11 protein-coding genes are annotated in these 13329 nt (G+C 64.3%); 2 read left to right on the forward strand and 9 right to left on the reverse strand.

The window, feature by feature from the left end; all coding sequences use genetic code 11:
• Positions 1 to 63: 63 nt before the first annotated feature.
• From PIB44_RS05410 to PIB44_RS05450, 9 genes are all read right to left on the reverse strand, one after another.
• Positions 64 to 2280, reverse strand: a complete 2217-nt coding sequence (locus PIB44_RS05410) for a TonB-dependent receptor (RefSeq protein WP_278070698.1) — start codon at positions 2278 to 2280, stop codon at positions 64 to 66.
• 26 nt (positions 2281 to 2306) lie between these two features.
• Complete coding sequence (gene aptA, locus PIB44_RS05415) at positions 2307 to 3629, reverse strand: omega-aminotransferase AptA (RefSeq protein ID WP_278070699.1); 1323 nt, start codon at positions 3627 to 3629, stop codon at positions 2307 to 2309.
• 155 nt (positions 3630 to 3784) lie between these two features.
• Positions 3785 to 4336: a type II toxin-antitoxin system RelB family anti-toxin gene (locus tag PIB44_RS05420; protein WP_227157794.1), complete on the reverse strand. Its 552-nt coding sequence runs from the start codon at positions 4334 to 4336 to the stop codon at positions 3785 to 3787.
• Between the two features lie 19 nt (positions 4337 to 4355).
• The gene (locus PIB44_RS05425) at positions 4356 to 5642 is read right to left on the reverse strand and encodes an acetylornithine deacetylase/succinyl-diaminopimelate desuccinylase family protein (protein WP_278070700.1); all 1287 of its coding nucleotides are present in this window, start codon (positions 5640 to 5642) and stop codon (positions 4356 to 4358) included.
• Positions 5643 to 5652: 10 nt separating this feature from the next.
• Positions 5653 to 6765, reverse strand: a complete 1113-nt coding sequence (leuB, locus tag PIB44_RS05430) for a 3-isopropylmalate dehydrogenase (RefSeq protein ID WP_278070701.1) — start codon at positions 6763 to 6765, stop codon at positions 5653 to 5655.
• Positions 6749 to 7513, reverse strand: a complete 765-nt coding sequence (locus PIB44_RS05435; protein ID WP_278070702.1) for a glucose 1-dehydrogenase — start codon at positions 7511 to 7513, stop codon at positions 6749 to 6751. Before PIB44_RS05435 ends, leuB begins: the two co-directional genes overlap by 17 nt.
• A 17-nt stretch (positions 7514 to 7530) precedes the next feature.
• Positions 7531 to 8976 carry an aldehyde dehydrogenase family protein gene (locus tag PIB44_RS05440; protein WP_278070703.1) on the reverse strand — a complete coding sequence of 482 codons (1446 nt, stop codon included), beginning with the start codon at positions 8974 to 8976 and terminating at the stop codon, positions 7531 to 7533.
• Positions 8977 to 9144: 168 nt separating this feature from the next.
• Positions 9145 to 9363, reverse strand: a complete 219-nt coding sequence (locus tag PIB44_RS05445; protein ID WP_278070704.1) for a hypothetical protein — start codon at positions 9361 to 9363, stop codon at positions 9145 to 9147.
• 68 nt (positions 9364 to 9431) lie between these two features.
• Positions 9432 to 9644 carry a hypothetical protein gene (locus PIB44_RS05450; RefSeq protein ID WP_134580292.1) on the reverse strand — a complete coding sequence of 71 codons (213 nt, stop codon included), beginning with the start codon at positions 9642 to 9644 and terminating at the stop codon, positions 9432 to 9434.
• A 572-nt stretch (positions 9645 to 10216) separates the two neighbouring features.
• Between PIB44_RS05450 and PIB44_RS05455 the strand changes: the two genes are divergently transcribed.
• Complete coding sequence (locus PIB44_RS05455; protein WP_253120570.1) at positions 10217 to 11902, forward strand: PIN domain-containing protein; 1686 nt, start codon at positions 10217 to 10219, stop codon at positions 11900 to 11902.
• Positions 11903 to 11956: 54 nt separating this feature from the next.
• On the forward strand, positions 11957 to 13312 hold the full coding sequence (locus PIB44_RS05460; RefSeq protein ID WP_253120567.1) for a hypothetical protein: 1356 nt from the start codon (positions 11957 to 11959) through the stop codon (positions 13310 to 13312).
• Positions 13313 to 13329: the final 17 nt, after the last annotated feature.

Below are 13329 nucleotides of genomic sequence, written 5' to 3' on the forward strand. Positions count from 1 at the left end.
CATCAGCAAAAGGCGCGGGGCGGACCGGCCGGAACCGGCCCGCCCCGCTTGGGAGGAGGCCTCTTAGAAGTCCATCGACAGGCGCACGCCGTAGGTGCGGCCCTGGCTGGGCGAGGTGGTCGGGCGCGCCGAGCCGTTGAAGCCGTTGCGCGTCTCTTCGTAGTAGGTGTTGAACATGTTGCGCACCCACAGGCCCGCCCGCCAGTTGGCGCCGGCCGGGCTGACGCTGAAGTTGGCGTTCCACAGCCAGTAGGCGTCGATGATCGACGAGGAGCTGACCGAATACAGCTCGTCCCGATAGTTGTAGTTGGTCTCGGCGCGCAGCTCCCAGCCCGCCATGTCCAAATCATAGCTGACCGAACCGCCGTAGTTCATCTTGGGGAAGGACAGGCGCTCGCCGGAACGGTCATTGGTGATGATGATGTCCCAGGGACCGTCCTTGGGGTTGGCGGCGTCGGTCTTGGCGCCGTCGATGGCGTTGTATTCGTCATACTCGCCGGTCTTGTAGCCCAGGTTCTGGCTGATGGTCAGGCCGTCCAAAGGCACCCAGGTCAGCTCGATCTCGCCGCCGTAGATGTGCGACTTGGGCACATTGGTGATCTTGCCCAGGCGGCCGGTGATGCGGTCGTACTCCAGCCCCTGAACCTGTTGGTCCTTGTAGTCGTAGTAGAACAGGGCGCCGTTCAAACGCAGGCGGCGGTCGAACAGGTCGGACTTGATCCCGGCCTCATAGGCGATGACGATTTCCGGTTTGAACGGGGTCGCAGAGGTGGCGTTATAGGTGGTGAAGCCGCCCGATTTCACGCCGCGCGCTACGCTGGCGTAGAACAGGGCGTCGTCCGTCAGCTTGTATTCCAGCCCCAAACGGCCTGAAACCTCGTTGAGGTCGGTGTCATAGGATTGGGGGGCCGGAGGCGGGTTGGGGGCGACGACGGTGCCGCTGCTGTCCAGTGTGCGTTCCTCCGTCTCCCAGCGCAGGCCGGCGATCAGGTTCAGCCGCTCGTTCACCTGATAGGAGTTGTGGGTGAAAATCCCGAAGGCCGACACCGACTGGCCATAGCCGGTGTTGATCAGGTTCGGGTTGCCCCGGAAGTTGGTGTAGAAGCCGCCGTCGATGCTTTCATCGGCATAGTGGGCGCCGATCATCCAGTTGAACGGACCGTCGCCGTTCGAGCTCAGCCGCAGTTCCTGAGCGAAGACGTCGATGTCGTTGTAGAAGAAGACGTTCGATTCATTGAAGCGGGTGCTGTCCCAGTCGTTGAACTCGCTGCGCGAGAAGGTCTGGTAGGCGGTGATCGAGGTCAGATCGGCCCAGCCCAGATCGGCCTTGATGCGGGCGCTGATGTCGAAGCCGTCGTTGTCGCGGAAGGGTTTGGCGTTCAGACCGACCCCGGCCACCGCCGCCATTTCCGGCGAGATGCCCCAGCCCGTGATGCGCCAGGCGGTGTCCTTGGGATAGGTCACGCTGTTGCCCGAGACGGTGTACGGGCCCAGCAGGCGGAAGCCGCGGCCGTCGGACTTGTCGATCGAATAGGTGGCGCTGAGGTCCGCGGTGATCGTCTCGCTGACGTCCCAGGTCAGGCGGCCGCGAATGGCGGTCTTGTTCAGGTCGCCCAGCTTTTCGCCGGTGTCGCGGTGGTATTGCCAGGCGCCGCCCTGTTCGGTAACGGCGGCCAGGCGGCCCAGCAGGTTCGGCGCGATCTGGCCCGAGACATAGCCCTCGACCTTGAAGCGGTCGAAGGTCCCGTATTCGGCGTTGAAGCCGGCGCGGAAGTCGGCCGTCGGGGCGTTGGTGATGATGTTGACGGCGCCGCCGGTGGTGTTGCGGCCATAAAGCGTGCCCTGCGGTCCGCGCAGGACCTCCAGACGGGCGATGTCGAACATCGCGCCCTGGGTGGTCACGGTATAGGGGTGGGCCACTTCGTCGACATAGATGCCGACGGTCGAGGCGTTGTTCGAGGAGTATTCGCGCGCGCCGATGCCGCGGATGCGGAACTGGGGCTGGCCGCCGCCGAACTGGCTGTCGACCTCCATGTTGGGGACGGCGTTCTCAAGATCGTTGACGACCGAAATGCCCTTCTCGTCCAACTGCTCGCCGCCGACGACGCTGAGGGAGACGCCCACGTCCTGGCTGGCCTGTTCGCGGCGCTGGGCGGTGACGATGATTTCATCGACGCGCGTGGCCTGTTCTCCTGAGCGGGCGGCGCTCTGAGCGTTGGCGCTGGAGAATGCGGCGATTGTCAGTAAACTGACAGAAGACGCCAAGATATATTTGTTCATATCGTCCCCCTCAATACCAATGATATCTATCTGATGGTTTTGATGATGCTGGAAAGGCGATCGATCAACTCGTCGATCTGGTCGCGGCTGATAATCAAAGGAGGCGACAGCGCGATGACATCTGCTGTCACTCGTATCAGAATGCCGTCGTCGAAGGCGCGGTGGAAGGCTTCCGTCGCGCGGGCCCCCGGCGCGCCGGCGCGGGGCTCAAGCTCAATGCCCGCGACCAGGCCCATGTCGCGGATGTCGATGACATGCGGCAGCCCTTTCAGACTGTGCACGGCGTCCTGCCAGTAGGGCGTCAGTTCGGCCGCGCGCTGGAACAGGCCTTCGCTTTCATAGACATCCAGCGTCGCCAGCCCGGCCGCCGCCGCCAGCGGGTGGCCGGAATAGGTGTAGCCGTGAAAGAACTCGATGCCCGGCCCGGCGGCGCCCTCGACCACGGACTGATAGACGGCGGCGCTGACGCCGACGGCGCCCATGGGCACGGCCCCGTTGGTCAGTCCCTTGGCGCAGGTCATCAGGTCGGGCGTGACGCCCAGCGCCTCGGCCGCCGTCAGGGCGCCCAGACGGCCGAAGCCGGTGATGACCTCGTCGAAGATCAGCAGGATGCCGTGCCGCGCCGTGATCTCGCGCAGGCGCTCCAGATAGCCGAGGGGCGGCACGATCACCCCGGCCGATCCGGACATGGGCTCGACGATGACGGCGGCGATGGTCTGGGCGCCGTGGGTCTCGACCAGAGCTTCCAGCTCATCGGCCAGATGCAGGCCCCAGGTCGGCTGGCCGCGCGTGAAGGCGGCTTCCTCAAGGTTCAGCGTGTGCGACAGGTGGTCGACGCCGGGCAGGGTGGGGAAGCCGCGCCGGTTGTTCTCCAGGCCGCCGACGGAAATGCCGCCAAAGCCGACGCCGTGGTAGCCCTTCTGGCGGCCGATCAGGCGGGTGCGGTTCTCGAACCCCCTGGCGCGCTGACAGGCGAGGGCGATCTTCAGGGCGCTGTCGACCGCCTCGGACCCCGAGCCGGCGAAGAAGACGTGGTTCAGGTCGCCGGGCAGCAGCATGCCCAGACGTGACGCCAGCTCGAACGCCAGCGGATGGCCCAGCTGGAAGGTCGGGGCGTAGTCCAGAATCTCGGCCTGACGCTGGATGGCCTCGACGATCGGTTTGCGCGCGTGGCCGGCGTTGACGCACCACAGGCCGGCCGTGCCGTCCAGCACCGCCCGGCCGTCGTGGGTGAAGTAGTGCATCTCGCTGGCCGAGGCGAGCAGGCGCGGCTGGGTCTTGAAGGCGCGGTTGGCCGTGAACGGCATCCAAAACGGATCGAGATCGTTGGCGGCTCTGGCGGCGGTCATGCAGTCATCCTTCGTCACGGCCCTCGCCCTTTCGGGAATGAGTAGCCGACGGATCGTTATTTACGGCAAGCCTGTTTCTTCAGAGGACTATACCGCTGAGATTGATGGCAAAAATATTCCAGTGATCGTTATAATGATCGCCCGCAACGGCGCGGTCAGAAGGTGGGCGGAGTGCAGGCGCTGATGACCACGCAGGGGCAGTCGCCGACGTTGCGAAAACGGTGCGGCAGGACGCTGGGAAACAGGTAGCCGTCGCCTGCCTTCAGCACCCGCGACTGGCCGTCGACCGTGACTTCCAGACGGCCGGAGATGATCAGCCCGCCTTCCTCGCCCTCGTGGGACAGCATGACCCGCCCGCTGTCCGAGCCGGGCTGATAGGTCTCGTAGAGGATCTGCAGGCTGGAATCCTGGCTGGAGCCCAGCTGACGGTAGGAGACCTCGCCGCGCGAGATGTCGGTCAGTTCGTCGTGGCGGTAGAAGTATTTGGTGGGGCTTTCGAATTCCGAGCTGAAGAAGTCGCCCAGCGATATGCCCGCCGCGTCCAGCAGCCGCTTCAGCGAGCCGACGGATGGGCTGGTGCGGCCGCTTTCGACCAGGCTGACGGTGCTGGACGGCACCCCAGCCTTGCGGGCGAGCGCGCGTTGCGACAGGCCGAGGCGATCCCGAAGCGCCCGCAGGCGCGGGCCGATGATGTTCTCTTCTTCCATATCGCCACGCGCCACCCTGTCAGTTCCGCTTGCGGGTCAGCAGGTCGTAGGCCGCGCGAGCCATGACCTTGGCCGAGTTGCTCATGTCGTCGATGCCGACCCATTCGTCCGGCTGGTGCGCCAAGTCGAGCACGCCGGGGCCATAGGCGATGCAGTCCTTCAGCCGACCGATGCGGTCGATGTGCTTCTGGTCATAGGTGCCGGGCGAGCAGACGAACTGGGCCTTCTTGCCCAGCACCGTCTCGATGGCGGCGGCGGTCGTGCTGGCGACGGGGCCGTCGCGGTCGGCCATGCTGGGCGCGACTTCGAACAGGTCGCGCATCTCATAGCGGAAGCCGTGACGCTGGGCCGCCAGCCCGTCGAGGATGGCCTTCACCTCGCCCTTCACATCCTCCAGCGTCTCCTCGATCAGGAAGCGGCGGTCGATGACCATGCGGCTGGAATCGGCGACGCAGGGCGCGGGCAGGCCGTCGAAGCCCTCGGCCTGACCGCCGTGGATGGAGTTGATGTTCATCGTCGACTGACGGGCACCCTCGGGCACCACCGGCATGTCGGAATGGCGGGCGGCCATGGCGGGATAGAGCTTGGATTCAAACTCTTCCATCACCGCGCCCATGTGGCGGATGGCGGAATCGCCCAGGAAGGGCATGGAGCCGTGGGCGATGCGGCCCTTGGTCTCGATCTCGGCCCACCAGACGCCGCGATGGCCGATGCAGACCCGGTCCACGTTCAGCGGCTCGGGGATGATGACGTGGTTGACCTTGGGCTCTGAGAACCAGCCGCGCTCGGCCAGATAGGCGACGCCGCCGTAGCCGCCCGATTCCTCGTCCACCGTGCCGGAGATCTCCAGCGCGCCGGGCAGGGGCAGGCCGGAATCGATCAGGGCCTCGACCGCGATGATGGAGGCGGCCAGGCCCCCCTTCATGTCGCAGGCGCCCCGGCCATAGACGCGGCCGTCCTTCACTACGCCTGCGAAGGGATCGACGGTCCAGCCGGACCCGACCTCGACCACGTCGATGTGGCTGTTGAAGTGGACGCAAGGGCCGGGCTCGCTGCCGGTCCAGCGGGCGATGACGTTGGTGCGGGGGTATTGGTCGCTGTCGCCCGGTGAGCCTTCGCCGCGCACATATTCGACGGTGAAGCCGCGCGTCTTCAGCCGCTCGCCGATGTATTCGGCGCAGGGGCGATAGGCCTCGCCCGGCGGGTTGATGGTCGGGAAACGGATCAGGTCCTGCGTCAGGGCGACCAGTTCGTCGGTGCGGCCGTCGATCAACTCCATGACGGTCTGCAGGGTGGGGGTGCTCATGGGTCGAACCTCACTGGGCGTGCAGCGCGGTCAGAACCGCGTCGGTCATCTCGATGGTGGAGACGGCGGCGATGCCGGCATGGGCGATGTCGGGGGTGCGGACGCCGCCATAAACGACGTGACGCACGGCGCGCTCCAGCCGGTCGGCCAGGTCCGCTCGGTCGAAGGACCAGCGCAGGCACAGGGCGAAGGACAGGATGGTCGCGATGGGGTTGGCGACGCCTTGCCCGGCGATATCCGGCGCAGAGCCGTGGATCGGCTCATACAGGCCCCGACTGCGGCCGCCTTGTCCAAGCCCGGACAGGGAGGCCGAGGGCAGCAGGCCCAGCGACCCCGTCAGGGCCGCCGCCGCGTCGGACAGGATGTCGCCGAACAGGTTGTCGGTGACGATGACGTCGAACTGGTCCGGCAGACGCACCAACTGCATGGCGCAGTTATCGGCGTACATGTGCGACAGCTCCACGTCGGGATAGTCGGCGGCGACTTCGGTCGCGACGGCGCGCCATAGGGCGCCGGTCTCCATGACGTTGGCCTTGTCGACCGAGCAGACGCGGCGCTGGCGCGTGCGGGCCAATTCAAACGCCGTGCGGCAGACGCGGGCGATCTCGGCCTCGGTGTAGGCTTGGGTGTCATAGGCGCGGCGCTGGCCGTCCGGGCCGACTTCATTGGCGCGCGGCAGGCTGAAATAGACGCCTGCCGTCGCCTCGCGCACGATCAGGATGTCGAGGCCCCGGATCAGCTCGGGCTTCAGCGCCGAGGCGTCCAGCAGTTCGTCGAAGCAGACGGCGGGGCGCAGGTTGGCGTAGAGATCCAGCGCCTGACGCAGGCGCAGTATGCCCATCTCGGGCCGCTGGGCGCGGGGCAGGTGGTCCCACTTCGGCCCGCCCACGGCGCCGAACAGGACGGCGTCTGACGCCAGCGCCTGTTGCACCACGTCTTCGGCGATTGGCGCGCCTGTGGCGTCGATGCTGGCGCCGCCCGCAAGGGCCTCGCTCAACTCAACTCGCAGCCCGGCGTTCCGGGCCCAGTCGACGACGCGCAGGGTCTCGCGGATGATCTCCGGGCCGATGCCGTCGCCCGGCAGGACCAGCAGCTTGAAGGCGCGGTCAGATGCAGCGGCCACCGTCGACCTCCAGAGCCACGCCCGTGATCATCGAGGCGTCGTCCGAACAGAGGAAGGCGGCGGCGGCGCCCATGTCCTCCGGCGTCGAGAAGCGGCCCAGCGGAATGGACGAGAGGAATTTGGACCGCATCTCGGGCGTGTCCTCGCCCATGAAGGTCTTCAGCAGAGGGGTGTCGCCCGCCACGGGATTGAGCGCGTTCACCCGCACCTGGAAGGGCGCCAGTTCGACCGCCATGGCGCGGGTGGCCGTGATGACCCAGCCCTTGGAGGCGTTGTACCAGGTCAGGTTTGGCCGGGGGCTGACCCCGCCGGTCGAGGCGATGTTCAGGATGGCGCCCGACCCTTGCGCCTTCATCGACGGGACGAAGGCCTTCGACATCAGATAGATGGCGCGCATGTTGACGGCGGCGATGCGGTCGAAGGCGTCGTCCGACAGTTCGTCCAGCGGCTGGGGTGTGTGGCCGACGCCGGCGTTGTTGACCACGATGTCGACGCCGCCCAGCAGGCGGTTGGCGCTCTCGGCCAGGGCGGCGACATCGGCGGCGCTGGACACGTCCACCTTCACGCCCAGATCGGCGTCGCCCAGTTCAGCGGCCAGGGCGCGGGAGGCCTCAAGGTTCAGGTCGGCGACGATGACGCGGGCGCCTTCCTCGGCGAAGCGACGCGCGATGCCGGCGCCGAAGCCGGAGGCTCCGCCCGTGACGATCGCTCGCTTGCCCTCCAGCCGCTTCGATCTGTTCTCCCCCAAGACGCTACTCCCTTGCGCTATCCGTGATGGGCCGCGACGGTCTTCAGAGCGGTGAAGGCGTAGAGCGCCTCGAACCCCTTCTCACGACCGTGGCCCGACTTGCCGACGCCGCCGAAGGGCAGTTCGACCCCGCCCGCCGCGCCGTAGTTGTTGATGAAGACCTGTCCGGCGCGCAGCCGTTTCGCCAGCCGCATCTGCCGCCCTCCATCGGCGGTCCAGACGCCCGCGACGAGGCCGTAGTCGGTGCCGTTGGCGATGGCGACGGCCTCGTCCTCGGTATCGAACGGGATGACCACGACGGCGGGGCCGAAGATCTCCTGCTGCGCCAGCGGATGATCGGGCGCGACATGGGCGAACAGGGTCGGGGCGACATAGGCGCCGCCGGGCGGCAGGTCGTCCAGCCTCGCCTGGGCGACGATCAGGCCATCGGCGCGGCCCTTGTCGATGAAGCCATCGACCATGGCTTGCTGCTTCTTCGACACCAGCGGGCCGACATCCAGATCGTCCATCGCGGGACCGACAGTCAGGGCGGCGAAGCGCTCGGCCATGCGGCGCACGACCTGGTCATAGACGCCGCGCTGAACCAGCACGCGCGATCCGGCCGAACAGGTCTGGCCTGCGTTCTGGACGCCCGCGTTGACGAGGAAGGGCAGGGCCTTGTCCAGATCGGCGTCGTCGAACACCAGCTGGGGGGACTTGCCGCCCAGTTCCAGCGTCACCGGCACGGCGTTGACCGCCGCCGCCTGCTGAATGGCTACGCCCACGCCGGTCGAGCCGGTGAAGGACAGGTGGTTGACGCCCGGATGGGCGGCCAGCGCCGCGCCCGCCTCGGCGCCTGTGCCGGTCACGACGTTCAGGGCGCCGGCGGGCAGGCCGCAGTCGGCGGCAATATGGGCGAAGGCCAGCGCCGTCAGCGACGCCTGCTCGGCGGGCTTCAGCACCACGGCGTTGCCGACGCACAGGGCCGCCACGACCGAGCGGCCGATGATCTGCATCGGATAGTTCCACGGGATGATGTGCCCCGTCACGCCATGCGGCTCGCGCAGGGTGTAAACGGTGTAGCCGTCCTGGAAAGGGATGGTCTCGCCGTGCAGCTTGTCTGCCGCGCCGGCATAGAATTCGAGATAGCGGGCCAGGGCGACGACGTCGTTGCGGGCCTGCTTCACCGGCTTGCCGACGTCCAGCGCCTCAAGCTCGGCCAGCATGTCGATGCGGGCTTCAACCTCGCGGCTCATGCGGGCCAGGATGCGGCCGCGCTCGACGGCCGTCATGCGGCCCCAGTCTCCATCGAAGGCGGCGCGCGCGGCGCGGACAGCGGCGTCCACGTCTGCGGCGGTCCCGGCGGCCAAGGCTCCCATGACCTCGCCCGTCGACGGGTTCTCGATGGGCAGGGTCGCGCCGTCGGCGGCGGACCGCCATACGCCGTTGATGAAAACCTTGTCCGTGGAAAATGGCGCCGCCACTCGTTTCCGCCCATCCTGCCTGCGATCTTCTCTGAGGGATCGCCAGCGTGAGAGTGGGCCGCATTACGGATTATGCAACAAGCCCTTTTTGCGCGGGGGCTAAGTTGTTGATTTAGCGTTTGTGATGCTCAAAATATTGAGCGATGTTGGCCAATCTCAACGAATGGCTCAATCCGGGTTGGCGATCGGCACCGTCGGCGCGGGCGCCTTGGCGGCTTCTTCTTCCAACCTTCGGCGTTGGTCAGGGTTTCCGTCCGGCTGAGGAGTGGTGACGCTGGGATCGGGGTGTCGGTCGCGGCGTTCCGCATCGCCGGTTTCGCGGCGGGCCTGCGCCTGAAGGCTGTCTTTGTCAGCGGGGCTGCGAGGGTCTTGATCGTTTGCCGTCATTGTTTTCTCCCTGTGAAGGAGGGGAGAACAAGGTCGTTGCTCGCGCCTCGCTCTCCCCTCCGTCCTGTTCAGGTGCCTGTGCCGAAGCCCTTGGGACCGCCGGCGCCAGCCGCGCCAGCGCCGCCGGTTGCGGGCGTCGCGCTTCGGTCAGCGGGGTTGCTGGTTTGCTCTGAATCTTGGTTGGCGGCCGCCTTCCGAGCGGCTCGGCCAGCTTCGACCTCGTCGCCATCGAGGCCGGTCTCGTCGTCGCGGTTGGGGTCGTTCGGTTGGACGTCTGTCATGGCGGTTCTCCCTGTTGATTGAGTGAAATCAAGCAACAGGGGCGATGCCGGTTCCTACAGCAGCGCTACACGAAAAGTTTGGGAACCGGGCGGGAACTGACGGGAAACCCAGACGCCCCCGTGAGCCGCCCGTGACTTCGGCCTGAAGACAGCGACGCCTGCCCTACAACCACCCAAGCTATCGGGCGGGAGCGCAATTCTACAATTTCGGGAAGGCAAAGTGTGTGGCGGGCCGAAGCCGACGAAACGGAGAACTACACCTACGCTATAACCCTCTAAATAAGGCCCGAGCGAATGGCTCCGGTGGAGTGCGAAGCGGTCGGCAGGCTTCAGGCTGCTGCGTAGGGTCGGCAGCCCGTCATCTGGTTTACGGCCTCGTAGGCAACACAACGATATTTGCGACAGCGAGGCCAGCCGCTCAGCAGCCAAAGCTTGATTGTCGATGTTCCGCGCTACGAGTTCAGTAGGTAGTTTTGTTGCGGAAATGTTCTGACTTCTCTATACAGCGACAGAAACGGTGAACTCCGCACAGGCGATTGGTTCACCATCATTTCCGCGTGTGCGAGGGGCGAATGGAGCATGTGCTTGTAGCCGATACGAATCTCTTTTTCGAGTGCAAGCGCCTAGAAGAGCTTCCTTGGTCTGACCTCGCCGTAGATCCGGTTGTGATCGCACTGACCAAACCCGTTTTGGCGGAGATCGACAAGCACAAAAAGGGCGGCGGCAGAACACGCAAGCGGGCAATCGAGATTTCGGGGCGCATACGTGGAATGCTTGCGGCCCTTCCGCCGGAAGTCGTTATTCAGGAAGCCGGACCACGCGTCCTGCTCCGGCTGATGCCCATCATCCAGCCCGCCCCCGAACTCGCGAGCTCACTTGACTACGGCATCAACGACGACCGGATCGTCGGAACTGTCGCCACCCTTTCGAAGGACGAAACATTCGCCTCCGTCAAGATGCTCACAGATGACAGTGTTGCGGCGTCCACCGCGCAGGGACTTGGGGTTTCCTTCTTTCTGATCCCGGAGAGTTGGAAGCGACCGCCGGAACAGACGACCGAAGCAAAGCGGATCAAGGAACTCGAAAAAGATCTATCGATCTATAGATCGCAGGAGCCTGTCATTAGCATCGCGAACGTCTCAGGCGAGGCAACAGCGGCTAATGTGGTCCGCCGGATCGCATTGGCACTTGAGCCCTCCGAAATTGACCGACTGATCGACAAACTAAAAGCGCGTCACCCCCCAACGGAGGATTTCTCTGCTCCGGAAGCCGAGATTCAGGCCGATGGAACCGAAATTTCCTACGAAGCGCCGGATGCTGAAGCGATCAGGAAATACTCTTCCGCAGCCTACCCAAAATGGATCGACGCGTGCCGCTCAATCTTTGAATCGCTGCATAAGGGCCGCGTCGAACCTGAGGCCGAAGTGGCGCTAACATTTGGGGTCGCCAACGGTGGAACTCGACCGGCCTCGAAGATGCGCGTCTCGTTTGAGGCTGTCGGCAACATCGATTTGAGCCGTGACGCAGATGATCCAGACGATCATGAGGATGGGAATGATGACGATGGGCAACCCACACTTCCCCCCATTCCTAGGCTGCCCGCACCGCCTGTTCCGCCAGCGGTTCGACGCATCGTGAAGCGGCCGCCTTCTGCGACGAAAGGTGTTGATATCGCTACACTGAGAATGCCCGGCAGTGGTCTGAGGATTTCTGAGTTGGAGAAGGCTTCGCGCGGAGTGATGAGCGGTCTCGGTCCCCAACTGGCAGCGATACGTAGCGCGCAGTCGATGTTTGACAACCTTCACGGCACAGGAGCGCTCGCTGACCTAGCGCGTGGCATAGGGCCAATGTCGGACATCATGAGAATGGCAGAGGAGCATGACCGCCTGCGTAGATCGCTTATTCAACCCACCGGCATTGCTAGGTCAACATATATCGATGTCCCTGCTTTCCGTATGCCGTTGATGCCCGAGAAGCACGATCCGGAGGGATTTTACTACGACCGGTGGCCAAAAGGGAAGCCGACCAAGCGTGGCGCTCTGACTTGTGATCTGTTCCGCCATCAGCGCGGAGAGGAGTTTTTCGAGATCGACGTACTGTTTCCTGACGAAGGAGACGTCACTGGCGCAGTGCGGTGTACAGTCGAAGCCGAAAACCTCACTAAACCGGTGGAGCTTCTGATCCCTGTCAGCAGAAAGGTTGAAGCATACAATCTCATGGTGATTGCGGATGAGATCGTCGAGCACTGCGGCCGCTAGTTCGCTCCTTATCTTGCTCGCCCGCTACTGAAGTAACCGATTCTGGGGGAAGCGTTGGCAGGACTCAAAGATATCATCGGCAGCATAATCGCCGAATTGAAAGCGATACAGGTTGAGGACGAATTTCCCGGCCCAAATCACGGATTTCCCGGCCTGATTGACGGGGGCGACCGTGGCTCGCTGCTCGTGAACGAAAACATTGAGCGTTCAATCACCGAACTATCGAAGTTGCTTCTTGAGAACGATACCGCCGCAACGCGTCAATTTTCCAATGCCGAATGGCGAGCGCTGGTTCGGAAGTCGCTCGGGCCGCCTTTGGCGTCGATTGACCTGGACGATCCCCTTGCGGTTGACACCGTGAGGAAGGAGTTGCGTAAGGCACTGGACGAGGCAAGGTCGAAGAATGGGGATCGGGAATACGCGGTAGGCTGCACGCTGTTTGAAAGCAACGATGACATCGAGCCCATCCGCGTCGGCCCGGTTGTTATTGAGGCTCGCCACCAGTGGCTGGGCCGCATGGAGACCGAGCAGAAAATCGGCAAGGTTACGGCCAAAAGGATCAGGAGAAAGTGGGCGGGTGGCAAGCTCGCCAAGCGGAAGGATGTCGTTGACCAGATCAGGGAGAAGGACGTTCTAGCTGTCGTCGGTGCATGCCCATTCGTGTGTAGTGTAAAGACCAAGGGACTTCCGCCCGAATCCGGAAAGCAGAAGGCGATCACTGCGGCGCGAATGGCACTCGCCATTGTCGCCCTTGCTTGGGACAAACCCTCTTCGGCTCTTGACGGGTTCCGGCTCCTTATCGACCAGAATTTCCGGCAGGTTCGTGTCCTGACATTTGAACCGGGCAAGATCACGCTCGCTGGCTCAAAGCTCTCGCATCTACCTTCGGGGTACACTTTCAAGCCCGGTGAATGGCAAGTTCAGGCCAAGAGGCTGGCCCCGCTGTTTGGTGCTGCGGGCGAAGTGTTGGACTTCGTTACTCACGCGACAGGGCGGGTTTCTCGCCCCGCCCTGAACAATGTGCTCATGCAGGCGGTACTCTGGTTTCACGAAGCATGCCGTGAAGCTGTCGATGCAATGGCAGTCGTCAAGTTTGTCGCGGTACTGGATGGGCTGGCCTGTGGCAACGGCGAGCCAGAGATTCGAGCACTGTTAACGGCACGAGTGGGATGGGACGATGACGACAACATCTACAGGAGCGGCGGACCCACATTGAAGCAAGCTGTCGCCCGGCTATATGGCGAAGGGCGCAGCCGAACTGTCCATGGAACCAGCGAACGGTTGGCGCAGGATTGGTCGGAAATGCGCGGGCTGGCAGAAACCCTTTCCCGGCTGGCGTTGCTAGGCTGCCTAAACTGGTTCGAAAAGAACGCGTCAGGTGATGATCCGGCGCAGTTGAGGGTACGTTAAAGTGATCGATATTGCGT

Origin of the sequence: Brevundimonas sanguinis, assembly GCF_029636725.1 — a bacterium.
Taxonomy (GTDB): domain Bacteria; phylum Pseudomonadota; class Alphaproteobacteria; order Caulobacterales; family Caulobacteraceae; genus Brevundimonas; species Brevundimonas sanguinis.